The following is a 23,731-nucleotide window of genomic DNA, read 5'->3' on the forward strand; positions in this document are numbered from 1 at the left end:
GGCACCTGCTTTACTGCCTGGTCACCCAGTCGGCGTCCCAGGGGAGTCGGGCGATCCCCGACGACGTGCTGCAGGCGCTGATCGCCGGCCCGTCCGGCCCGGACGGGGGAAGTTGAGTGCCGAGACCCTCCCGTCGCCCCTGGCGTGCCCGGCCACCGCCGCGATCGCGGCGAGGCCGCACGCGGCGCACAGCAGCCAGACCGTCGTGTAGCCGCCCTCGTACGGAGTGGTCCCGCCGGACCTCGTGTGTGCCGCCAGCACCGTGGCGACGAGGCCGCCCGAGACCGCTCCTCCGACGGTCTTCACGTTGTTGTAGAGGGCCGAGGCGACACCGGTGTGTTCCGGCTCCGTGGCCTCCACGATGACGGTGGGCATGGCACCCAGCGCGGCGCCGACACCGGCGCCGCAGACCGCCACGGTGATCGCCATCTCCGCGACGGTGTCGTGCAGGAAGCCCAGGCCGAGGAAGCCGGCCGCCATCAGGCCGAAGGCGGTCATGAGCGTGGTCCGGTAGCCCAGGTGCCGGGCGATCAGGGCGGTGCAGCCGGAGGTGACCAGCGCGGCCACGGCCCCGGGCAGACCGACCAGTGAGATGTCCAGCGCGGAGAGTCCGAACCCGTAGCCGTCCGTCGCGGGATCGGCGGCCAGGAAGGTCGCGTTGGGCGACTGGCTGCCGAAGTACATGACGCCGAAGAAGAAGGAGACCAGGTAGAGCCGTGCCACGCCGCGGCCCCTCATGGCCCTGAGGTCCACCAGCGGTGCCGCGCACCGCAGTTCCGTACGCACCCACACCGAGATCAGGACGGCGAAGAGGACGAGCGGGAGGAGAACACCCGCCGACACCCAGCCGTCGTGGTCCACACGGGAGACACCGCCGAGCAGAGAGAGCAGCGAGAGGCCGAGCAGAACGGCACCCGGCCGGTCGAGCCGGCCGACGGCCCTCTGGACGCTCTCCGGTATGAACAGGAAGCTCACCGGCACACACAGCAGCGCGAAGAACGCCGGTACGAGCAGGACGAGTTGGACGCTGTGCACGGCCTTCGCCGCCGCGCCCATGACCACGGCGCCCAGCAGGCTGCCCAGCGTCAGCGCGCCCACGAGTCTCGCGATCGCCCGGCGAGCCTGCTCGACCGGGAGCCGGTCGCGGATGAGGGCGATCTCCAGCGGGAGGAGTGCCACGAGCGCGCCCTGGAAGACCCGCCCGAGCAGGAGGACGGGGAAGGCCGGGGCGAGCGCGACGAGCAGGGTGCCGGCGGCCACCGCGGCGATGGCCGCGCGCAGCATCCGGCGATGCCCGTACAGGTCGCCGAGTCGGCCGAAGACCGGCACCATCACCGCTCCGGCCAGCAACTGGACCGACACGATCCAGTTCAGCGCGGAGTCGCCGACCCCGTGGTACTCGCCCAGTTCCGGCAGGAGCGGGGTGATCCCCGTCTGGACGAACCCGCTCATCAGCTCGAACAGGACGAGCAGTCCCACGACCGCAGTGACGGAGGCGGGCGCGGCCGGGTCCGGCCCGAGGCGGGCCTCGTCCCGGGAGGCGGAGGCTTCCGTCATGCGGACCGACCCCCCGTCGCGTGGCGGCCGAGGGCGCGCACGGCGAGTGTGGCGAGGAGCAGCGCCTGGTCGGGGAGCACCCGGTCGTCGTACACCGCCTGCGGGGAGTGGTTGACGGGCGCGGTCGCGGGGTCGCGGTCGGGTGGGCACGCGCCCACCGCGAGGAAGGCGCCGGGTACCGCGTCGAGCACGAACGAGAAGTCCTCGGACCCGGAGACCGGCCGCGGCGCCTCGAACGCCCTTTGCGGGCCGAACAGTTCGAGCGCCGTGTCCAGGGCGAAGGCGGCCTGGTCGGCGGAGTTGACGGTGGCCGGGTACTGACGGGTGTAGTCGAGCCGTATGTCCACATCGTGGGCCCGCGCGATGCCCTGGAGGGTGCGCTCGACCATGCCCTGGACCTGGTCGCGGGTCCGCTCGGAGTAGGTGCGCACGGTCGCCCCGAGTTCGGCCGTGTCCGGGATCACGTTGCGGGCGGTGCCCGCGTGGAAGGTGCCGACGGTGATCACCGCCGGGTCCTGGACGTCGATCTCGCGCGCGATCCGGGTCTGCAGGGCGGTCACCATCTCGGCGGCGACGGCCACGGGATCCCGGGTCAGGTGCGGCATCGAACCGTGTCCGCCCCGGCCGATCACGGTGACGTCGAACGTGTCGCTCGCGGCCAGCATGGTGCCGGGGCGGGTGGCGACGACGCCCATGGGGACCTGGGTCGAGAAGACGTGCAGGCCGTACGCGGCCACGACCCGTTCGCCGGCCGCGTCCAGCACGCCTTCCTCGACCATGATCCGGGCGCCGCCGTCGCCCTCCTCGCCGGGCTGGAACATGAACACGACGTCCCCGGCGAGCTCCTCGCGGTGGGCGGCGAGGAGCTTCGCCGCACCCACCAGGCCCGCCGTGTGCAGATCGTGCCCGCAGGCATGCATCAGGCCGGGGTTCTCGGAGGCGTACGACAGTCCGGTGTCCTCGTGGACGGGCAGAGCGTCCATGTCGCCGCGCAGCAGTACGGCTGGACCCGGCCTGCCGCCCCGCAGCACGGCCGTGACCGAGGACAGGCCCTTGCCCAGGGTGATCTCCAGGGGGAGCCCCTGCAGAGCCGCGAGGACCTTCTCCTGGGTGCGTGGCAGGTGCAGGCCGATCTCGGGATCGCGGTGGAGCCGACGGCGGAGGTCGGTGAGGTCGTCGAGGAGGGCGGCGGCGTCTGAGTGCTGGAACATGGCCGGTATCGTGCGAGGGCGGACACGCACCGGTCCCGGAACGACGGCATCAGCCGTTCAACCATGATCATTTGCAGGAATCCGCCGTCGTACGGAAAGGACCCCGGACATGCTGGACGAGCTGGACTATCTCCTGATCACGGCCCTCCAGCACGCGCCCCGGGCCGACTGGCGGCGCATCGGCGCGGCGCTGGACGTGGACGCGACGACGGCCGCCCGTCGCTGGGCCCGGCTGACCGACTCCGGCCTCGCCTGGCTCGGCTGTCACCCCAGCCCCGCGCTCATCGGCGAACTGATCGTGGCGTTCATCGAGGTCGACTGCGTGTCGGGGAAACTCCACCAGGTGTGCGAGCGGATCCTGGACGACGCTCCGCTCTTCAACATCGAGCACACGACCGGGGCGCGGGACCTGATGCTCACCGCCGTCTTCCGCTCACAGGCCCAGCTCGCCCGCTACGTGGGCTTTCGGCTGGGCGGGCTCGACGGGATCGCCGCGACGCGCACCCAACTGGCCACGGCGCTCCACACGGAGGGCAGCCGCTGGCGACTGGACCGGCTGGCCGAGGAGCGCCGCGGCATTCTGCGAGCGGACCGCGACCGGCCGACGACGGGCGCGGTCCTGAACCAGTCCGACCTCGACCTGATCCTGCTGCTCTCCCAGGACTGCCGGCAGAGCGTCGCCCGGCTGGCCGAGCGCAGCGGACTGAGCCCGACCACGGTCCGGCGCAGGCTCGACCGGCTGGACGCGGCCAGGGCGATCTCGTACCGCTGCGAGGCCGCCCGTTCCGTGTCCGGCTGGCCGGTGAGCACCACGCTGTGGGGGATCGCTCCCGCCGCGGAGACCGCGAGGATCACGGCCCAGCTCTCGGGGATGCGGGAGACCCGCCTGTGCGCGACGCTGTCGGGCCCGCACAACCTCATGGTCACGGCGTGGCTGCGCTCCATGGGCGACGTGCAGTCGTTCGAGGCCGCGCTGGCGCAGCGGTTCCCCGAACTCACCATCGCGGACCGGGCCATGACGCTCTGGCAGCTCAAACACGCCGGAGAGGTACTGGACCCGGAGGGGCGCCGGCTGCGGACGGTGCCGTTCTCGGACCTGTGGGACGACCAGGAGGCGGGCGCCGCGGAGAGGGAACTGCTGAACCGGATGCGCAATCCCGCCACCGCCCCGGGCCCGCCGGACTGAGACGCCCGCACCACGACCCTGGCTTCGAGGCACTACCCGCCGATCGGCGGCCATTGCGTGAGGGCGTACCCCTCGTACGCGCCGTCCGTGGTGCAGTGCGCCGCCCATGGTGCCCGCCAGGCGTACAGCCCCTCGGAGGCCAGGACGCCGAAGACACACGCGTGGGTGGAGCCGACGGCGAAGACCGCCATGTCGTTCCTGATGGTGATCGATCGGTGTGTCCGGGAGGGGACGTCGGCCTCGCGCAGTGTGTCTTCGACGGCCGATCTGGCGGAGGGGGAGTTGGCCGCCGCCGAGGAGCCGTGCTCCATGATGCGCGACGCGAGCCGGTTCAAGTCGTCCCCCGAGCCGAGAGCGTCGGACGATGCCGGGAGTTCCTTCGGGCAATCAACGGCCTTGTGCTCGATCGTGTACACGTATCCCTGCCAGGAGAACTCGTAACAGACGAGGACCGTGGTCGACTCCTCGGCGTCGAAGCTGAACTTCGGGGCGGCGGTGCCCGGAACGGACATCAGGACCTCGAAGTCCCGGCGCTGGCCGCTGCTATGGGATCGAACGTCGATCAACGTGCCGCCGAAGCGGTCCGCCACGCGATCGAGGACGGGCTCACTGCTGCGGCTGAACCCCCCGAGCGGGGAGCTGAAGTTGGCGTGCAGCGCGTCCTCCACCGTCGCCGCCCTACGGCCCGCGTCGGCCCGTGCCCGTCTGGTGTTCTCGGGGTCGTGCAAGGGGCTGATCCAGTAGAGGCCGAAGGCCATGCTCGCCACCACGGCGACACACCCCACGACAACACCGCGCCGTCCATGACCCGCACCGGTTCTCGTCACCGGTTCAGTCTGGTGTCGGCGACGGCTGATGTCCTGAGTAGGAGTACTCACGTACGAGGCCGGGGCGCCGCATCGACATGGCAAGGCCTTGGCTTCGCGGGCGCCTCAGCAACTCTTTGTGGACTGGAGCTGAACGTCGGCCAGGGCCGCCGCTCCTCAGGCCCGGCTGCCCGGCTGGACCGGCAGCGCGGCCAGTCGGCGGTGCAGATAGCCGCCGCCCCAGGCCAGTTCGTCCAGCGGCACCGCCGGCTCCAGGCGACGCCAGCGGCCGAGGATCGCGGTCAGGGCCACCGTCAGCTCGAGGCGGGCCAGGGCCGATCCGGGGCAGTAGTGCGGACCCAGGCCGAAGGACAGGTGGCGTGCGGCGGTCGTGCGGTCCGGGTTCAGTGTGCCGGGGTCGGCGTGGCAGCGCGGGTCGTGATTGGCCGAGGCCACGGAGAGCAGGACACCGCTGCCCGCCGGAATGACCGTGTCGCCGAATTGGACGTCCTCCAGCGTCACCCGCTTGGTGCCGAAGGGGCCCGGGGTGTCCCAGCGCAGCAACTCGTCCACCGCACGCGGAATCCTCGACGGTTCGTCGCGCAACGAGTCCTGTACGTCTTGGTGGCCGAGCAACGCCACCAGGCTCATGCCGATCGCCTGAACGGTGCTGTCGAACCCGGCCAGGAACAGCATGGCCAGGAGGGAGGCGACCTCGTCCTCGGTCGCGCCGCCCTGCTGGTGCCAGGCGGCCAGGACGCGGGAGACGACGTCGTCACCCGGAGCGGCTTCGCGGCGGGCCATCTCGCCGCGGACGAACGCGTCGATCCGGGCCACGCTCTCCTCCACGGCTCGGGCGGAGCACCCCGCCTTGTCCGCGAGGAGCGCCACCGGCTCGTACAGCGAGGCCCGTTCCTCCTCTCGTACCTCGAAGACCTCACACAGCGACCGGAACGCGAACGGCCGCGCGAACGCGCCCATCAGCTCGACCGGTCCCCGCCCCCGCGCCGCGTCCGCCGCGTCGAGGAGTTCCAGCGCGTTGAGCTCGATGCGTTCGCGGTGGGCGGCCATGCGCGCCGGGGTGAGTGCCGGTGTCGCCAGGCGGCGGATCCGCGTGTGGTCCGGCGGGTCGTAGTTGACCAGCGTCACGTCCAGAGCGCGTCGGCGTACGTCGGGGTCGGGGACATGGCCGCCGCTCAAGGAGAGCCGGGGGTCGAGGAATCCGGCCCGTACGTCCTCCGCACGGGTCACCACCCACGCCGGCCGTCCGGCGGGCGTCCTGATCCGCGCCACGGGACACGTCTCCCGTATCTCCGCCAGCGTCTCCTCCGGACGGGCCAGGAACCCTGCCCCCAGCGGCTCCGGCAGCCGCTGCCGCCGTGCCGGTGCGGGTGCCGGCGGGGCGGACGGCGCGGCCGTGACGACGGGCTCGGTGTCCATACGGAGGCGTCCTCTCGCGGTCGCGGAGTGTGCGGCGGCCACCGTAGGAACGGCCGGTTGCCCGCCGGTTGGGAACCGGTGGGATTCCGGTATGCGGCCGCCGGCGCCCCGCCTTGCCGCCGGGCCCCGTACGACCCGGCGGCCCCGCGATGTTCGTGCGTGAGGCCCTCATGTGGTCGTGCCGGCCCGGCCAGTTGGTGAGAGACGTCCTGATGCGGAGGGACCCCCGGGTCCCCCGTCCCCACCAGGCATTTCACCACGGCCCAACCAGCCATGAACCGGTGCCGAACCCCCTCCTCCTAGCTTCCTGCCGGTCGGCGAACCGCTGCCGTCCGTCGTCCCGAACGCCCGTCGTATGGAGGACCAACATGGCCGAGAACGTCGAGCCCAACGAGGAGACCACCGAGACCCCCGCGGAGGAGACTCCCGAGGTCGTCGCGCACTCCGCGTCGAACGTCGGCTGGTGCGGGGTGCACCAGGAGTCCGCCGTCGACGAGCCCGAAGTGGTCGCGCACTCCGCGTCGAACGTCGCGTGGTGCGGCGTCCACCAGGAGTCCGCCGTGGACGAGCCCGAGGTGATCGCCCACTCCGAGGAGGACGAGGAGGACACCCCCTGGTGCGTCGTCCACCAGGAGCACAACGCCTGATCGGCTCACCACCGGCGCGGTCCTCCCGGTCGCGGTGGCGCCTGACGCCGCCGCGGCCGGGCCGCGCCCGCCCTCCAACTCCCGCCCTCGCTCCGGAGGTTGCCGTGCCCGGTACGCAGTCCGTCGCCGTCCCCGCCGCCGGGGCCCGTCTGATCCAGTCCCGCAGGGGGTGGTGGTTCCTGGGCGCCGGCGGCTACGCGCTGATGCGCCCCGGCCAGGTGGAGCCCGACGGCACCCTGCGGCCCTCCGCCGAACACTATCTCCGAGAGGCGGGACTGTACGACGTCAAGCCGTACAACTCGTACTCGCTGACCGTACTGACCAGCACGGACTGCAACCTCGGCTGCGGCTACTGCTTCCAGAACACCGCGCAGGACCCCAAGGGAGGAAGCCGTCCGCCGCGCATCCAGCACGCCCGGCTGACGCCCGAAGCCGTCGGTCAGGTACTGGACTTCACCCGCGAACGCATGGCCGCGGCCGGCATGGACAGGTTGTCGCTGCTGCTCTTCGGCGGCGAACCGCTCCTCAACCCGCGAGGCTGCCGCGACCTGCTCACCAGGGCCGCCGAACTGGGCGACCTCACCGCGTCGATGACCTCCAACGGCACCCTGCTCACACCGCTGATCGCCAAGGAACTCAACGCGGCGGGCCTCGGCTCCGTACAGGTGACCTTCGACGGCGACCGCGCCGACCACGACGCCATCCGGGTACGCCGCTCCGGAGGCGGCACCTTCGACGTCATCGTGTCCAACATCGCCCGCGCCATCGAGAAGACCTCCCTGCGCTGGATGCTGCGCGTCAACGTCTCCCACCTGAACCGCCACGGCGTCGACGACCTGGTCGAACGGCTCGGCGCCCACCTCGACCCCGCCCGCTGCGGCATCCACTTCGCCCGCGTCGGGGACGTCGGCGTCGGCTACGCCAACAACCTGATGCACGAGAACGGCCTCGTCGACGACTTCGTCCGCTGGCACGCCCGCGCGCTGGAGCTCGGATTCACGGTGGCCCGACCGCGCGCCCATGTCCCCTGCCAGGCCTGCTCCTTCACCGACGGCCGCTACGGCGCGGTCGTCAACGCCGACGGAGTACTGGCCAGTTGCTGGGAGACCGCGGGCAAGCCCGGTATGGAGGTCGGCACCATCACCGACGGCTACCTCGACGCCGAGCAGACCGAAGGCCGCTGGGTGAGCTGCCACGACCACTACCAGTACGACGAGGAGGCGGCTGTCCGCGCCGTCTTCCAGGACCGGGTCGACGCCGGAGTCCTGGACAGCCTCCACGCCGTGGGGCGGTTGCGATGAAGGGCGCCGGCATCCTGCGTGCCAACGCCGACTTCCGCCGCTACTGGCTCAGTACGACGCTGTCCACGCTCGGCTCGCAACTGTCCCTGCTCGCCTTCCCGTTGCTCGTCCTGTCCATCGGCGGCAGCGCGGCGCAGGCCGGTACGGTCGCGACCTTCTCGCTGGTGACCCGGACCCTGCTGCGCCTTCCGGCGGGCCAGCTCGCCGACCGGATCGACCGGCGGATGATCATGGTCGGGACCGACCTGATCCGGCTCGTCGCGCTGGCCAGCATTCCCCTGGCGTCGGCACTGGGAGACCTCGGTCAGGCACACCTCCTCGGCGTCGCGGTGGTCGAGGGCGCGGCCACCGCGCTCTTCGCTCCCGCCGCCACGATCGCCGTCCGCGACGTCGTCCCGGAGAAGGACCTCACCGACGCACTGAGCCGCAGTCAGGCCGCCGTCGCGACGAGCTCGCTCATCGGCCCGTTCCTCGGCGGCTGGCTCTACACGATGGACCCGATGCTGCCGTTCACCGCCGACGCCCTCTCCTACGGCGTGTCCGCCGTCCTGCTGCTGCGGATCGCCACCAAACCCCCTCACCAGGTCGCCGCCACCGACCGCGACGACCGGCTCACGGCCGGACTCCGCTGGCTGACACGTCAACGGACGCTCCTGGCAGCGCTGTTGTTCGCCGCGGGCATCAACGTCGTCTCGGCTGCGGCCCAGACGACCATGGTGGTCTCCCTGCGGCAGAGTGGCGCGGGCGGGACGGCGATCGGAGCGGTCATGGGCTGCGCGGGCATCGGGGCCATGCTGGGCGCCGCCGCGGCCCCACGACTGATCAAGAGGATCCCCGCCGCCCGTCTGTTCCTGCTGATCGGCATGGTCTGGGCGATCGGTCTCGCCGTCTTCTCCACGACCACGCATCCCTGGACGATCGGTCCCGTGCTGGTCGTGGTCGTCTTCTTCAGCCCGCCCGCCGGCATCGTCGTGGGCCGCGCCATGCTGGTGCTCGCCCCACGCGACCTGCTCGGCAGGGTCAGCACCGCGACCGGACTGGTGATGGCCGGCCTCGCCTCCCTCGGACCGCTCCTCGCGGGCTCCTTCGTGGACTCCCTCGGGGCGAGCCACACCTGGCTGGCCCTCGCCGGCACCGCGGCGGTCGTCACCCTGATTTCGTCGGTACCTCTGCTGCGCGAGACGAGCCCCGACGCCGTTACCGCCGAGGCGAAGGACACCTCCGGACCCGCCGACGCCGCCGGTCCCGCGGACCTGCCCGAGTCCGAGGACACCCACCGTCCCTCCTCCCCTCCGGACACTCCGGCCCTCGCAGGCGCAGGGGCGGGAACGGGCACGGGCACTGCCGGCCGGCCCGCCGTCGAAGCGCACGGCGAGCCGATTCCTCCCGGCGGTCCCGAGCCCGAGGACCCGTCCCCGGCGTCCCCCGCGCGACGCCCCGGCACGGGTGACGCCTGAGCCCCGCCCCCCGCACGCGACCGACGTGATCCGTCCCCCTGGAGCGCCGCGATGACCCAGTCCCCGCCCCGCGACGCCAGGCCGGCGCCCGCCCCGTACACCTACCCACCGGCCCCACGCGGCGGTCCGGTCGAGATCGTCCACGGACAGCGGGTGGCCGACCCCTACCGCTGGCTCGAGAACCCGCGGAACCCCGCCACCACCGCGTGGTGCGCCGCCCAGGACCTGCTCTACGCCGAGGAGGAGGCCCGCTGGCCGGCCCGTGACCCGTTGTTCGCGCAGATCACCGCCCTGCTCGACGGAGGCGGGAGCCGTCCGCCGGTGGCCCGCGGGGCACGGGAGTTCCACACGCTCAGGGAACCCGGGCGCGAACTCGCCGCACTGGCGGTCCGCGAAGCCGGCCGCACGCGGATCCTGTTCGACCCGCTGGTGGCCGATCCGGCCGGAACGACAGTGCTCGACACCTGGGAACCGTCCTGGGAAGGCGACCTCGTGGCCGTCCAGCTCTCCTCGGGCGGCACGGAACACTCGGTACTGCGTGTGCTCGACACGGCGACGCGCGAGACGGTTGACGGACCCGTGGACCGGGTCCGCCGTTCGCCCGTGGCCTGGCTGCCGGGCGACCGGGCCTTCTACTACGTCCGCCGACTGCCTCCCGGGGACGGGCCTGCCGGGGCCGGACCCCGTCGCCGCGTGTATCTGCACCAGGTCGGCACGCGGGCAGAGGAGGACGTGGAGGTCTTCGGGGCCGGACGATCCGACACCCAGTACTACACCGTCGCCACCACCCCCGACGGCCGGCTCCTGATCATCGGAGCCAGTGAGGGCACCTCCCCGCACACCGACCTGTGGACCGCCGACCTGACCCGGCCCGGACCCGACCGGCCCGAGCTGCGCCGCCTTCAGCACGCCGCCGACGGCCACACCGCCGTCCGTCCGAGGCCGGGTGGGGGACCGCTGATACTGAGGACGACGGCCGGTGCCCCGCGCGGCCGGATCGTCACGGTCCCTCGCGACGCCACGAACCCGCGCGAGTCCGTTCCGCGCCACTGGCGGACCCTGGTCGCCGAGCAACCCGACGCCGTACTGCAGGACTTCGCGGTCCTCGACGGCCCGGCACTGGACCGGCCGCTCCTGGCCGTCGTACGAACCCGGCACGCCGTGGCCGAGGTGACGCTGCACGACGCCCGGACCGGCGCCCGGACCGGGACCGTACCCCTGCCGGGACGGGGAACGATCACGTCACTGACCGCACGTCAAGAACCAGGCCACGAGCTGTGGTTCGCCTACACCGACCACACGACACCCGCCGTCGTCCTCCACTACGACGCCGTGACCGGACACCTGAGCCCCTGGCCCGGCGGTTCTCCCGAAGCGGCCCCCGTCGAAGGCGTGCACGTCACCCAGGAGGTCGTGCGCTCCCGCGACGGAACCGAAGTGCGCGTGTTCGTCATGTCCCCCACGGGCCGCCCCGACCGACCCCGCCCCGCCGTCCTCACCGGCTACGGCGGTTTCGGCGCCTCCATGACCCCGGGATTCACCCCCCAGGCCATTCCCTGGGTGCGCGCGGGCGGCGTGTACGCGGTGGCCTGCCTGCGCGGCGGGGGAGAAGAGGGCGAGGAGTGGCACCGCGCCGGACGCCGCGAGCACAAGCACAACACCTTCGACGACTTCGACGCGGCGGCGGACCACCTGCTCCGCGACGGATGGGCCGCGCCCGGCCGGCTCGGCGTCCTCGGCAGCTCCAACGGCGGTCTGCTGGCCGCCGCGGCGCTGACCCGCCGCCCGGAGACCTACGGCGCCGTCGTGTGCGCGGCACCCCTGCTCGACATGGTGCGCTACGAACGGTCGGGCATGGGCCCGAGTTGGCGCGACGAGTACGGAAGCGCCGCGGACCCCGCTCAGTTCGCGCACCTCCTCTCGTACTCGCCCTACCACCAGGTACGCGAGGGCGCGCCCTACCCGGCCGTCCTGCTCGCCGTGTTCGAAGGCGACACACGAGTCGACCCCGCCCACGCCCGCAAGATGTGCGCCGCACTGCAATGGGCCGCCACCGGTCACGCACCGGTCGTACTGCGCACCGAGCGCGGCGTCGGACACGGCGCCCGCGCCTCCTCGCGCAGCGCCCGCCTCTACGCGGACGTCATGGCCTTCTTCGCCCACCACCTGGGCCTTCGACTGCCGGGAGACCACTGACATGAACGTGCTCCTGTGCCCGCTCGGCGACCCGGGCTACCTGTATCCCGCACTCGCGGTGGGCCGCGAACTGCGCCGCCGCTCCCACACGGTGCACGTCCTCGCCGGGCCACGAGCCGCGCCAGTGGTGAGCGAGGCAGGCCTGGACCTGTCCGCCGCCACCGACGACGCGGCCCTGTCCGTGGCCCACTGGTCGATACGCGGCTCCGAGCAGTACACCGAGGCTTCCCGGGCGGTCCGGCGGCTGCGGCCCGATGTCCTGCTCACCTCGGTGCTCAACCACGGCGCGCTCGTGGCAGCCGAGGCCGCCGGCCTGCCGGTCGTCGTGCTCGGACTCGCCGCACACCTGTGGCCCTACCGCTCCGGAGGAGCCGGCCCGGCGGACACGCACGACCGCTCGTGGCGGCTGACGGAGACCCTGAAGCACTATCGGGCGGTACGAGAGGTGGCCGGCCTCGCGCCACGACACGACCGCCACTCCGACACCCCGCTGCTCGGCACGAGGTTCCTGCTGCGCGGCCACCCCGTCCTGGAGCCGACCGACGCCGAACTCCCCCCGGTCGTACGACATGTCGGCCCCTGCTGGTGGGAGCCGGAGCCCCCGTCCGCCGAACCGCTCCCCGAATCCAAGCCCCTGGCCTACGTCCATCTCGGCCGGACCTTCGGCGGCGGCTCCCTGTGGCCGCGACTCAACGCGGCCTTCACCAAGGGTACTTACCGGGCCGTCGTGGAACTGGGACGCTCGGGCGCCCCCGAAGCCGCCGCGGACGCCGACCTGATCGTCGGTCGCCGCCCCTGGATGGGCCGACTCGTCGAGCGGGCCGACCTCGTCCTGACGAACGCGACCTCCGCGCCCGTGCTCGCCGCCCTCCTCCACGGCAAGCCTCTGCTCGTCGCCCCCAACGGCTCGGAGCAGCAGGTCCTTGCGGCCGCCTGCCTGCGCGCCGGCGTCGCCCGAAGGCTTCCGGAGCCCGGGACCCCCGCCGCAGAGCTGCGGGCCGCCATCGAGGAGACGGCTCACGACCTTCAACTACGGGCGCGCGCCGAGGAGATCGGCGCCGCACTCACCGACGGCAAGAGCGAAACGCGTGCCGCCGACGCCGTGGAATCAGCGGCACGCTGACCGAGAGCGGGCCAGCACGCGGGTGGTGCCCCCGTCCTCCTCCTCGATGTCCCGTACATGCTCGAAACCGATCCGGCGCAGCAGGGCCAGCGAGGCCTGGTTCGGAGCGGCCACGGTGGCGTACACCTCGGCCAGTTGGAGCGTGTCGAAGCCATGGGCGACGATCGCCTCCGCCAGCTCGGTACCCAGACCGGACCCCCATGCCGCCGGCGCCAGAGCGTAGATGATCTCGTGGCCTGCGACGGTGTCGGTCGGCTTGATCTCGGCATGGCCGACGAGGAGTCCGTCGCGGCGGACGGCCCAGACGTCGAAGAGGTCCTGGGCATAGACCTTCGTGAAGATCCGCCCGAACAGGGCCCGGTCCTCGGCCTCGGAGGATTGGCCGTCCCCCATCCACCGCGACACCCTGGAGTCCTGGAACAGGGTGACGAAGTGGTCCTCGTCCTCGGGGACGTATGGCTCCAGCAGGAGCCGCTCGGTGCGCAGGGTCGGGGTCACGGTCGGTGACGCTACCCACCCGCGATCCGAGCCCGCAAACCACTTTCGCCCGCCCGGACTGCGCCCGTCCCAGCGCCATGGCGGGACGTGAGGAAGGGGCTGCCGCACGAGATGTGCGGCAGCCCCCGCCTCGCCTCACCCTTCCTGTGCCCCCTGCGGCGGCACCCCTTCCAGGAGTACGTCCCGCAGCGCGGCCACCAGCTCCAGGCCCCGCGCGCGGACCGCCGACGGAGTCTCCTCGTGGCGCCGGTCGTCGATGACCGCGAGGGCCGCCGCGGCCTGACGGGCGAAGAGCGCGAGAAGGTCGAGTTCGGAGAGGCTGGACCGGGACTGCTCGGCGGGGTCGAGCACTTCGAGCACGCCGAGCACCCGGTCGCGATGGGCGAGGGGTGCCGCCATGAGGGCGTCGGGCACGTACCCCGTCGACTTCGCGACGTCCTTGGCGAACATGCTCTGTTCCCGCAGGTCGTCCGCGATCATGGGTTCACCCGAGACGAGCACCCAGCCCGCCAGACCCCGGCCTGCCGGGAACCGCGAGCCCACGAGGGACTCCTCTCCCTCCCCGGCCACGGCCTGGAAGACCAGTTCGTCGGTCTCCCGGTCGTGCAGCAGGACGGAACTGGCCGCGGCACCGAAGATGGCCCGCGCGGTGTCGACGACGGACTGCAGCAGATCGTGCTCCGCGCTGCCGACGCGCGTCGCTGGGTCCACGCCGGTGGCGGGGACGAGTCCGGGGGACTGGGTCATGATTCACCTCGGGTTCCTGGTTCGCCGATGCGCACGTTCGCGGCCGAGAGGTAGAGCGCGTGCTTGATCTGGAACGGTGTCAGCTTCGGGCGGGTGCCGAGCAGGCGTGCGCACATCCCGCTGATGAAGGGGGTGGCGAAACTGTTGCCCGTGGTGCGGATGGTCTTGCCGCCCGTCCAGGCCACCTGCACGTTCTGGCCGGGGGCGAAGAACTCGACGGGTGGCGCCGGGTTGTAGAGGAAGAGCCCGGAGTCGTCCTCGCGGTGCGTGCCGACCGAGATGACGGAGGAGAACCGCCAGGGGAAGCTCTCCACCGGGGTGTTGTGGGCGGAGGCCACCAGCGTGGTCCCGGTGAAGAACGCCTGGTCGGCCAGGGCCCGTAGCGTTTCCAGGAACTTCGGACGGGTCGTGGACAGACTGAGGTTGACCACGTCGAAGCCCTGGTCGACGGCCCACCGCAACCCGGTGAGCAGGGCCTCGCCCGTGCCGGTGAAGCCCTCGCCCAGCACCCGCACGCTGTGCAGCTCGCAGGCGGGCGCCACACGCCGGACGATGCCAGCGCAGGCGGTTCCGTGCCCGCAGCCGTCGCCCGCGCCGTCGGGCAGCCGTCCGCTGTCGACGACGTGCAGGCCTCCGTCGGGGGCGGGCGCCACCTCGTAGGAGCCCTGGACGGTGCCGACCGAGGGATGGCCGCACTCGACTCCCGTATCGACCACGCACACTCGCACCCCGGCGCCGTCCGACCACTCCGAGGGGTCGGCGGGCACATCGGGCACCGTGTCGGCGAGCATCGTGAGGTCCTCGGGGGAGCGGTCACGCAGGCTCCACGTGAGCCCTGCCGCCGTTCCTGTGGTCATGCGGTCCCGCCTTCCCGTCGGGCCGGGCGTTGCGCGTCCCGGACCGTGGCCGTCATCTCGTCGGCGAGCGCGGACGCGCGGTCCGTGCCCGGCCGGTGTCCCTTGGCGGCGAAGTACTCCCGCGCCGTGTGCGCCTCCCGCGCCGCCTCGCCGGTCGGACCGAGCACGCGCACCACCTGAGCCCGGTCGAGGGCGGCCGTGCCGCGTACGAGCGGGGAGTCCGTCTCGCCGGCCGCCGCGACGGCCCGGTCCGCGCAGGCGCGCGCGAGGTCCTGTTCACCGGCGAGGGCCAGGGCGCGGGCTCGCAGTCCGTACGCGTCGGCGGACTCGGCGGGAGGCAGGCCGGACGCCTCGGGGTCAGGGAGCGCCGCCGCCTCCGCCGGTTCACCCTGGTCCAGCAGGATCCGCGCCCGCTCCCGGGCGATGCCGGGAAGAGCGCCCGTGGCGCCGAGTTCGCGGCCCGCGCGGGCCGCCTCGTCGAGCAGCGTCAGACCCCGGGCCGGTGTACCGGTCAGCGCCTCGACCTCCGCGGCGAACAGCGGGATGAACAGGGCGCTCTCCGCGTAGCCGAGGCCGCGGGCCAGGCGTGCCGCTTCGGCCAGCCGTTCGTGCGCCTCCTCGGGCCGGCCTTGCAGGGCCAGGAGTACGGCGAGCGGGCAGCCGAGCGTGGCGCGGACGGTGGGCCGGCCGGACCCGTGGGCGGTCAGCAGTTCCTCGCAGCGGGCCACGGCTCGCGCGACCGGGGTGGGTCCGCGCCACAGGGAGATGCCGACCGCGCCGAGCGCCAGCGCGCGTTCGGGCTCGGCGTCGGCGCGGTCGGCGTGGTCCAGGGCCCGGTGGAGCAGTTCCTCGGCCTCCCCGTGCAGTCCGCGCCGCTGACGGTCCTGGGCGATCCGGACACAGGCGCGGGCGATGCCCTGGTCGTCGCCCGCCCGGGTGAACAGGGGGAGCGCGGCCTCGGCCACCTCGGCCGCGGACCCGTGGCGGGGGTCGAGCGCCGTGAGGGCGAGCCGGGTGTGGGCGGCGCCGAGCGGATCACCGGCCCGGTCCGCCGCGGCGAGCGCGTCCGCCAGCAGTTCCCGGCCGCGTTCGGGCTCACCGCGGGCGACCTTCGTCTCGCCGAGTCGGCGGGCGGCCTCGCGGGCGACGGGCTCGCCCGGGGTGGCCAGGTCCGAGGCCTGGGTGAGCAGGTCTTCCGCCCAGGGGAGGTCGGAGCGGGCCAGGGCGGCGGCTCCGGCCCGGGTGAGCAGATCCGCGGCGCGAGCGCGCAGGGTGTCGGTGTCGTCGTCGTTGATGCCCAGTTCGGTGAGCAGACGGTGGGCGCGGGCCAGGTGGGAGCCGACGGCGGCGTCACCCGCGTCGTGGCGGACGAGGACGCCGGCGGCGTGTTCGTGGCGCCGGGCCCGTACCTTCTTGGCCATGCCGCGGTACGCCGTCTCCTGCACCAGGGCGCTGCCGAACCGGAGGAGGGAGCCGGCGGACCGGGAGCGGCCGCCGGACTCGATGAGGCGGCGTCGTACGAGGCCGCGCAGCAGACCGCCGGGAGGCTCCGTCGGCCCGGCGGGCTCCTCGGCGGTGGCCAGTTCGGTCAGGTCGGCGCGCTGGAACTCCCGCCCCAGGACGGCGGCCACCTGCAACAGCGTGCGCTCCTCCGGCGGCAGCGCGTCGATGCGGGCGCCGAGCAGGGCGTGCACGGTCAGCGGCAGGTCGTCGGACTCGGCGGACATGGCCGTCAGGTGTTCGAGGTAGAGCGGATTGCCCTCCGCGCGGTCGAGCGCGCCCTCCAGGACGCCCTGCCGGTGGGCCGCCACCTCGACGAGTTCGCCGACGAGAGCGGCGGCCTCCTCCCGGCTGAGCGGGGTGAGCATCAGCGACGCGGACCGCATGCGCCCGCTGCCCCAGCCGGGACGGGTCTCCAGCAGTTCCGGACGCGCGACGCACACCAGGGCCACGGGGGAGCGGTCGAGCTCGTCCAGCAGCCGGTCCGCCATGTCGAGGAGGGGTTCGGACGCCCAGTGGCAGTCGTCGAGGACGAGCACCACGGGCCGTTCACGGGACAGCACGTCCAGGAGGCAGGCCAGGGCCATGAGGGTGTCGTCCGCCGACGGGCTGGGCGTGCCGTCCGCGAACAGGCCGGTCCGCAGCAGACGCAGGGCCTCTTCGGCCTCCGTCTGCTCAGGGCGCGGGAGTTGGGCGAGGGCGGTGTCCTCGCCGACGGCCGCGAGGACCTGGCGTACGGCTTCGGCGAGCGGCGACAGGGAGCCCGTCTCGCCGTAGGGGCGGCACCGGCCCTCGCCGTACGCGGGGGAGTCCCGCAGCCATTCGCGCAGCAGGCGGGTCTTGCCGAGGCCCGCCTCGCCGTACACGGTCACCAGGTACGAACGCGGATCTGTTTCCAACTTCCGTGACAGGAGCCGGAGTTCGGCCAGCTCCTGCTCGCGCCCGATGAAGGGGGTGTCGAACCGGCGGGCCCGTTCCGGGTCGTCTTCGTGCAGGGCGACCAGGCGGTGGGCCGGGAAGGGGGCCCCGACTCCCTTGAGGGAGAGGGATCCGGCCGACTCGGTGACCGCCGTGGGACCGGCGGCACGCAGCGTGGCCGGGCCGATGAGGATGTCCCCCGCGCCCGCGTGCTGTTCGAGCCGGGCCGCGATGTTGACGACCTCGCCGGAGACCAGGGCCTGCCGGGCTGCGGGATCGGCGCTGACCACCACCTCACCGGTGTTCACGCCGATGCGGACGGCGAGGCGTACGCCGTGGGCCCGCTCCAGTTCGGCGTTGAGCCCGTCGAGGCCCCCGACCATGCCGCGCGCGGCGGCGAGTGCCCGGTGGGCGTCGTCCTCATGGCGTACGGGCACACCGAAGACCGCCATCACGGCGTCGCCGATGAACTTCTCCACCGTGCCGCCGTGTTCCTCGATCCGCGCCCGCATCAGCGCGAAGTAGCGCAGAGTGACCGTGCGCAGGGTCTCCGGGTCGAGCCGGCCGGACAGGGCGGTCGAGCCGACGAGGTCGCAGAAGAGGACGGTCACGACCCGGCGTTCCTCGGCCGCGGCGGTGTCGCCCGCGGCCACGCACGCCGTTCCGCACCGGGGGCAGAACGCCGCGCCGTCCGGCGGGGGTTCGGGACAGCGCGGGCACTTCATGCGCGTACCGCCGGTCACCGGGCCGGCGGTCGCTCCGGTCGTCGCCTCGGTCATCAGAACAGCGCTCCGCCGGCGATCTCGCTGTGCGCCTGCACCTCCGGCTCGGCCGCGTCCAGCCGCTGCTTCAGGTCCAGCAGCAGGGTCAACTCCTGCGCGCTGAGGTCCTGGAGCACCTCTCGCTGTTCGGGGGAGAGGCTGTGCAGCGGGAACCCGGCGTCCTCCAGCGCGCGGAGACGGTCGTGATCGGGTGCGGAGTCAGTCATCGGTGCTCTCCCATTCGGTTGGTGCCGCGGTGATGCGGTCGAACAGCTCGGCGAGGGAGGCGACCGTGTGCAGCGCGCTGACGGCGACCAGGGAACGCTGCGTGGCGTCCAGGGGCAGCAGCCCCAACAGCCGGTCCAGGTCCGCGCTGTGCCCGTCGTCGAGGTCCGCGTGGAGGCGTACGGTCTCGAACGCGGCGTCCGGCAGTCCGGTCTCGCGGGCCAGGCGGCCGGCCAGTCCGGGCGCGGGCGCGTTGCCCTCCAGTACCGCGATGTAGCCGAGCAGGGCGACCGGATGGCTGTGCTCGAGCCAGTAGTACTGAGCGCCGACGAGGGCGGCCACCTGGGGCGGCGGCACGGTACCGGTCAGCTGGTCCGGCGACGCCCCGGTCGCCGCCGCGTCGGCGAGCAGCCAGTCGTCGTGCCCTCGTTCCTCCTCGGCGTGCGTCCGCAGGTACGGAGCGAGGGGCCGTGCCACCGGGTCCCCGGACAGCGCCTCGCAGCGGGCGGCGGCCCGCTCCATCAGGGGAACAGAGGCGCGGATCACCTGGTGCATGGCACGCAGGTAGCGGCGGTAGCGGCCGGGGAGCCCCGGGCCGGAACGCCACATGCGGGCGGAGGCTGCCCGCAACACCGGCTCCACGAGAGAGAGTTCGAGGCGCAGACTCGCGACGGCGGACGTGCTCACGCGGACCCCTCCTCTTCCCCCGGACCGCCGAGCAGGACGAGCGGTGCGTACCGGTCGCTTCCGTACCGTCGCAGCAGTGACGCGGCTCCGGCGTCGTGCTGGAGGCGTGCGCCGAGCAGGTCCATCGCGCCCGCGGCGGGGCGCGCTCCGGACCGTTCCGCCGCCTCCAGAGCCGCCGGACGCCGGGCCAGGCTGCGGCAGTCCGCGCACGACCCGACTCCGGCGGTACGGATGGTGCGCAGCACCGGCGACTCCACGCACCGGCGCTGTATCGCGGCCCAGTCGTCCCGCGCGATGTGGCCGAGGCGCAGGTGCTCGGGTACGGGGCGGCCGTCCACCACCCGCTGGTTGCAGCAGGCCGCGACGGTGCCGTCGAAGGCCACGGTCGGCCACGCCGCCATCGCGCACGGTGCGGTCGGTGTCGCGGAGGCACCTTCGGGCCCGGTGCCCCGGAGGGGACCGGGGGGCTCGGCATCCCGGAGCGGCACGGTCCGCGCGGCCGCCCAGCCCGCCGCCCGCCCCACGGGTCGTATGTGATTCACGAGAACGGCCGCTTGGTCGTCAAATTCCGAACGAATGGACGCGGTGATGTCCGCGAGATAGGCCGCGTCCTGGTCGGTGCCCGCCACGTGGAAACTCACGGCGATTCCGCTTTCCCTGATGCGGTGCATCGCGCGAAAGACCCCGGCACGCGGAACTTCACGTTCGTGGAACACGTCGATGCTCGCCGAGAAGTGGTCGACGTTCCGAAGCGCGCCCAGGATGCGCGCGGGCACCCGGCCCTCGGCGGCGAAGAACATGCCGCTGAGGACCGACGTCCGCGTTCCGGCCGCCGCGGCGAGCGCCGCGAGGTCGGCCACGAGCGCGGGCCGCAGCAGCGGCTCGCCACCCGTGAGCATGAGGACTTCCGGACGGTCCTCGGCGGTGAAACCGCCGACGAAACGGCGCAGCGCCCGGGCCGGCGTGTCCTCGCCGCGCGGCCCCGACGAGGTGGAGCAGTGCGCGCAGCTCAGCGGGCAGCGCCTGGTGAGCGTGGCGAGGAGCCCGGCCGCCGGCAGCGGACGCAGCGCGATGATCTCGGCCAGTCGCATCTCGTCACCTCCGTAGGCCACCGGGACGTGCGGGCCCAGCGTGCGCGGCATCGGTTCGGTCGCGGTTCGCGGGCGGTTCGAGGCCGGTACGCGGAGCGGGCCCGAGCGGTCACGGCGACGGGCTGGTCACGCTCGCTGGATTCAGTGCGTTTTGTTCCCTTATTCGCCTTCCGTCCCGGCGGGTGCGTTGCTGCATGCACCTTGAGCCATCCTCGAGTCCATGGCCCCGGAACCGGCCCGTGCGCATCCTGTGAAGGCCGAAGGAATTCGAGCGAATTCCCGAAGGTTCACGGCTCCTCACGGATTCCCTCACCCCCTGCGGCTCCTCGGAGGCTTTCGTGCACAGAATTCCTTTCCTCTGTCAGAACTCCGAAGACCCCGACACCGGCTGGGGAAGGGGCTGAGAGGCCGACATGGCTGATGCCCTCACGGAAAGCCGCGGCGTGGCGTCGGATCCCGGAATTCCGCGAGAGCCGGCCGACGGCATCGGCGGGGAAGCCGCCGCCTCCCCCCTCTTACGACTGACCCTCCTCGGCCCCCTGCGGGCCACCCGCGGCGGAGTGCCGCTCGCGCTCGGGCCGCTGAAGCAGCGCCTCGTCCTGGCCGTCCTGCTCACCCGCCCCAACGCCCCGGTGTCGGTCGAGGAACTCACCGACGCCGTCTGGCCCGACGACCCGCCCCGCACGGCCCGCAAGAACCTCCAGGCGTACGTGTCGACCCTGCGCCGCGTACTCGACCCCGACGACCTCGGCCGGCTGAGCCACGGTCCCGGCGGCTACGTACTGCACCTCACCGCGCAGGAATGCGACACCCTCCGCTTCGACGAACTCGCCCGGCACGGCGACACCGAGGCGCGCGCGGGCGCCCCCAGTCACGCGGCCCGTACGTACCGCCAGGCGCTCGACCTGTGGCGCCACGACCCCTTCAGCGACCTGGCCCCCCGTGCCGACGTCCTGCGTGCCGCCGTCGAACGCCGGCATGCCCGGCGGCTGGCCGTCTACGAGGCATGGGCGGAAGCACAGCTCGAGATCGGCGACCCGGGCCCGGTCGCGGACACCGTGGACGAGATGGTGAGCCGCCACCCGCTGCGCGAACGGCTCCGCGCCGCCCAGCTCACCGCGCTGCACCACGTCGGCCGCAGAACCGAGGCACTGGCCGCCTACGACGACTGCCGTCAGCGGCTGTCCAGGGAACTGGGCCTGGAACCCGGCGCGGCGCTGCAACGCGCCTACCGCTCCCTCCTGGACGACATGGCCCCGCCCCGCCCGCGCGGCGGCACCACCGGGGCACGGCTGCTCCTCCCGCCGGACCTCGCCGACTTCACCGGGCGGACCGAGGAACTGGACGCCGTCCGAGCCCGGTTGGAGACCGAGGGCGGCCCCCCGGTCCTGATCACCGGCGCGGTCGGCGCCGGCAAGACCGCCTTCGCCGTACACGCCGCGCATCGCCTCGCCGCGCACTTCCCGGACGGAGTGGTCGCCACCCGGCTGTGCGCCGAGGACGGCTCGACGCGCCCCTGGGCGTCGGTGCTGACGGAGCTGGCCCGCGCCCTCGGCTGCGCCGAGCGGCTGCCCGCCGACCGGGAGGAGGCCGCCACCGTCTGGCGCTCATGGCTGTCCGGCCGCCGCATCCTGCTCCTCCTGGACGACGCCCCCGACGCCACCGCGCTCGGCCCACTGCTGCCGCCCGCGGGCACCGCCGCCGCACTGGTCACCTCCCGCGAACGCCTGCCCCGTCTGGAGTCCGCGCACCGGGTCGAACTGCCGCCCCTGTCGTGCGAGGAAAGCCTGGACCTGCTCGGGGCGATCGTCGGACGGACCCGGCTGACCGCCGAGCACACCGCGGCCGTACGGATCGTCGCCGCCGCGGGACACCTCCCGTTCGCCCTGCGAGCGGCCGGAAACCGCCTGTCCGTGCTGCGCCACATGCCGCTCGGACAGTACGCGGACCGCCTCGAACATCCTCAGGAGGCGCTGGACGAACTCGCGTCCGGGGGCCTCGGGGTCCGCGCCCGGCTCGCCGGCGCCTGGTCCCGACTGCCCGCCCCCGCCCGCGACTCGCTCAACGCACTGGCCGCACTGCCGGACGCGTCCTTCGCCCTCCCCGCCGCCGCCCGTGCCCTGGGCACCGACGGACGGGCCGCGCAACGCTCCCTGGAGGAACTGATCGACGTCGGCGTGCTGCCCCCGCCCTCCCTGCCCGAGGTGACCGCGCACCTGGCCGCGGCCCCGGAGGAGATGCGCTACGAACTCCCCTGGCTGACCCTGCTGTTCGCGCGAGAACAGGCGGCCACGTCAGGAGAGCGGTGCTAAGGCGTGCCGGGCGACGCAGGGAGGGCGAGACTGCGCGGCCACGCCCCAGGCCCGTACCCGCCTCCGAGTCGTCCGGCCCGCAGCCGTCCGAGGCACACACCGGCGGGGCGCTCAGGCCCCGCCCGTGGCCGCCGAGGCCGGACCGGAGGACTGCACACGGGCGAGATACCCGGCCTGGAAGCGGCTGGCCGCGCCCAACTGCTCCATGATCTCGGCGATGTGCTTGCGGCAGGTGCGCAGCGACATCCCCAGCCGCCGCGCCACCATCTCGTCCTTCATGCCCTCGGCGAGCAGCCGCACGATGGCCTGCTTCACCTCGTCCCGCGCCGAACTCTCCGTCCAGGCGGGGTGATAGGGCTCGGCCAGGGACCAGGCGTGGTCGAAGGTCGCGCAGAGATACGAGACCGTGGACGGCTCCTGGATGACGATCGCCGCGTCCAGGTCGTCCTGGTGCGGGATGAACACGGTCTCCCCGTCGAAGGCGACCATGCGGCCGAACAGTTCGCTCAGTGTCCTGATCTCGGCGCCCTCGTCCGTCATGCGCCGTGCGTATTCCTGGGTGGGCAGGTGGTATCGGGCCGTGTGCTGGTACAGCGTGCGCATGCGGATGCCCCGGCGCAGCATGTCGCGGTCCTGTATGAACGCCTGCTCCAGGAGCGCGGGGGAGCGGCCGCCGCCGGGATGGCAGGTGCGGACCTCCTTCCGGCAGCGCATGGTCGCCTCGGTGATCATTCCCACGACCGTTTTCAGGTCGGTGACCTCCGTCAGTGGTGCCCGCCCCTGCCACTGCCGCCGGCCTTCCGCATAGAACGGAGCCAGGAGGGAAAGCTCTGCCCGCAGCCGATCGATCTCGGCGAGCTGCCGGCGCAACCCCGCCTCCCTGGGCGCGACCAGCGCGGCCAGGGCCGCGTCCGGCGCCACCGCCACGAACTGGTCGGGGTTCCCGGGCAGCCGGCGCAGCAGCAGGAGTTCGGTCAGGGTCGCCACCGCCGAGGCCGCCCGGCTCTCCGGCAGCCCGAGCCCCGCGCCCAGCGTCCCGGCGTCGCACGACCCCTGGTCGCTCACCCACCGGAACACCCGGACGGCGTCCTCGGACAACTGCGTCTCGTGCGACGGCCACCCCGCCGTCGTACGAATGTCCGGAACCGCGCCGTCCTCACCGATGCCGCCCACCCGACCCCCTCATCAGCCAGAAGACCACAGCGGCTCGC

19 protein-coding genes are annotated in these 23,731 nt (G+C 73.1%); 7 read left to right on the forward strand and 12 right to left on the reverse strand.

Going from position 1 to position 23,731, the window contains the following annotated elements; translation table 11 throughout:
• Positions 1–21 precede the first annotated feature (21 nt).
• A complete protein-coding gene (locus ACZ4TO_RS37990) occupies positions 22–1,557 on the reverse strand; it encodes an MFS transporter (RefSeq protein ID WP_468026601.1) in 1,536 nt (511 codons plus the stop codon).
• Positions 1,554–2,768 (reverse strand): M20 metallopeptidase family protein, encoded by a 1,215-nt coding sequence (locus ACZ4TO_RS37995; protein ID WP_468026602.1) that lies wholly within the window; start codon positions 2,766–2,768, stop codon positions 1,554–1,556. Before ACZ4TO_RS37995 ends, ACZ4TO_RS37990 begins: the two co-directional genes overlap by 4 nt.
• A gap of 109 nt (positions 2,769–2,877) precedes the next feature.
• On the opposite strand from ACZ4TO_RS37995, the gene ACZ4TO_RS38000 reads away from it, so the two are divergent.
• The gene (locus ACZ4TO_RS38000) at positions 2,878–3,954 is read left to right on the forward strand and encodes an Lrp/AsnC family transcriptional regulator (RefSeq protein ID WP_385041807.1); all 1,077 of its coding nucleotides are present in this window, start codon (positions 2,878–2,880) and stop codon (positions 3,952–3,954) included.
• A 32-nt stretch (positions 3,955–3,986) separates the two neighbouring features.
• On the opposite strand, the gene ACZ4TO_RS38005 is transcribed toward ACZ4TO_RS38000, so the two are convergent.
• Together ACZ4TO_RS38005 and ACZ4TO_RS38010 are read right to left on the reverse strand one after the other, a co-directional pair.
• Positions 3,987–4,724 carry a hypothetical protein gene (locus ACZ4TO_RS38005; protein WP_468026603.1) on the reverse strand — a complete coding sequence of 246 codons (738 nt, stop codon included), beginning with the start codon at positions 4,722–4,724 and terminating at the stop codon, positions 3,987–3,989.
• 213 nt (positions 4,725–4,937) lie between these two features.
• Positions 4,938–6,200 (reverse strand): cytochrome P450, encoded by a 1,263-nt coding sequence (locus ACZ4TO_RS38010; protein WP_468026604.1) that lies wholly within the window; start codon positions 6,198–6,200, stop codon positions 4,938–4,940.
• A gap of 368 nt (positions 6,201–6,568) precedes the next feature.
• Between ACZ4TO_RS38010 and ACZ4TO_RS38015 the strand changes: the two genes are divergently transcribed.
• From ACZ4TO_RS38015 to ACZ4TO_RS38035, 5 genes are all read left to right on the forward strand, one after another.
• Positions 6,569–6,847 (forward strand): hypothetical protein, encoded by a 279-nt coding sequence (locus ACZ4TO_RS38015; RefSeq protein WP_382778391.1) that lies wholly within the window; start codon positions 6,569–6,571, stop codon positions 6,845–6,847.
• Positions 6,848–6,951: 104 nt separating this feature from the next.
• A complete protein-coding gene (locus tag ACZ4TO_RS38020; RefSeq protein ID WP_468026605.1) occupies positions 6,952–8,148 on the forward strand; it encodes a radical SAM protein in 1,197 nt (398 codons plus the stop codon).
• Entirely contained in the window at positions 8,145–9,605 is a 1,461-nt protein-coding gene (locus tag ACZ4TO_RS38025; RefSeq protein WP_468026606.1) for an MFS transporter, read from the forward strand. The genes ACZ4TO_RS38020 and ACZ4TO_RS38025 overlap by 4 nt, the downstream gene beginning before the upstream one ends.
• 51 nt (positions 9,606–9,656) lie before the next feature.
• Positions 9,657–11,801, forward strand: a complete 2,145-nt coding sequence (locus ACZ4TO_RS38030; RefSeq protein ID WP_468026607.1) for a prolyl oligopeptidase family serine peptidase — start codon at positions 9,657–9,659, stop codon at positions 11,799–11,801.
• A gap of 1 nt (position 11,802) precedes the next feature.
• Complete coding sequence (locus tag ACZ4TO_RS38035; RefSeq protein ID WP_385041820.1) at positions 11,803–12,924, forward strand: glycosyltransferase; 1,122 nt, start codon at positions 11,803–11,805, stop codon at positions 12,922–12,924.
• Here ACZ4TO_RS38035 and ACZ4TO_RS38040 read toward each other — a convergent pair.
• The 7 genes from ACZ4TO_RS38040 to ACZ4TO_RS38070 form a co-directional block, all read right to left on the reverse strand.
• On the reverse strand, positions 12,910–13,422 hold the full coding sequence (locus ACZ4TO_RS38040) for a GNAT family N-acetyltransferase (RefSeq protein ID WP_468026608.1): 513 nt from the start codon (positions 13,420–13,422) through the stop codon (positions 12,910–12,912). The two genes, ACZ4TO_RS38035 and ACZ4TO_RS38040, sit on opposite strands and share 15 nt — an antisense overlap.
• A 135-nt stretch (positions 13,423–13,557) precedes the next feature.
• Positions 13,558–14,169: a GAF domain-containing protein gene (locus ACZ4TO_RS38045; protein WP_382778385.1), complete on the reverse strand. Its 612-nt coding sequence runs from the start codon at positions 14,167–14,169 to the stop codon at positions 13,558–13,560.
• Positions 14,166–15,026, reverse strand: coding sequence for a S8 family peptidase (locus ACZ4TO_RS38050; protein ID WP_382778384.1), 861 nt, complete (start codon positions 15,024–15,026; stop codon positions 14,166–14,168). Before ACZ4TO_RS38050 ends, ACZ4TO_RS38045 begins: the two co-directional genes overlap by 4 nt.
• Positions 15,023–18,223 carry an AAA family ATPase gene (locus ACZ4TO_RS38055; RefSeq protein WP_468026609.1) on the reverse strand — a complete coding sequence of 1,067 codons (3,201 nt, stop codon included), beginning with the start codon at positions 18,221–18,223 and terminating at the stop codon, positions 15,023–15,025. The genes ACZ4TO_RS38050 and ACZ4TO_RS38055 overlap by 4 nt, the downstream gene beginning before the upstream one ends.
• Positions 18,223–18,432 (reverse strand): aroma-sacti cluster domain-containing protein, encoded by a 210-nt coding sequence (locus ACZ4TO_RS38060; protein WP_451075546.1) that lies wholly within the window; start codon positions 18,430–18,432, stop codon positions 18,223–18,225. The genes ACZ4TO_RS38055 and ACZ4TO_RS38060 overlap by 1 nt, the downstream gene beginning before the upstream one ends.
• Positions 18,425–19,117 (reverse strand): iron-containing redox enzyme family protein, encoded by a 693-nt coding sequence (locus ACZ4TO_RS38065; protein ID WP_468026610.1) that lies wholly within the window; start codon positions 19,115–19,117, stop codon positions 18,425–18,427. Before ACZ4TO_RS38065 ends, ACZ4TO_RS38060 begins: the two co-directional genes overlap by 8 nt.
• The gene (locus tag ACZ4TO_RS38070) at positions 19,114–20,208 is read right to left on the reverse strand and encodes a radical SAM protein (RefSeq protein WP_468026611.1); all 1,095 of its coding nucleotides are present in this window, start codon (positions 20,206–20,208) and stop codon (positions 19,114–19,116) included. The genes ACZ4TO_RS38065 and ACZ4TO_RS38070 overlap by 4 nt, the downstream gene beginning before the upstream one ends.
• 413 nt (positions 20,209–20,621) lie before the next feature.
• On the opposite strand from ACZ4TO_RS38070, the gene ACZ4TO_RS38075 reads away from it, so the two are divergent.
• Positions 20,622–22,520 (forward strand): AfsR/SARP family transcriptional regulator, encoded by a 1,899-nt coding sequence (locus ACZ4TO_RS38075; RefSeq protein ID WP_468026612.1) that lies wholly within the window; start codon positions 20,622–20,624, stop codon positions 22,518–22,520.
• A gap of 111 nt (positions 22,521–22,631) precedes the next feature.
• Here the strand turns inward: ACZ4TO_RS38075 and ACZ4TO_RS38080 are convergent, their stop codons facing one another.
• Positions 22,632–23,693, reverse strand: coding sequence for a helix-turn-helix transcriptional regulator (locus tag ACZ4TO_RS38080; RefSeq protein ID WP_382778379.1), 1,062 nt, complete (start codon positions 23,691–23,693; stop codon positions 22,632–22,634).
• Positions 23,694–23,731: the final 38 nt, after the last annotated feature.

The organism is Streptomyces sp. NPDC028298 (assembly GCF_055565895.1).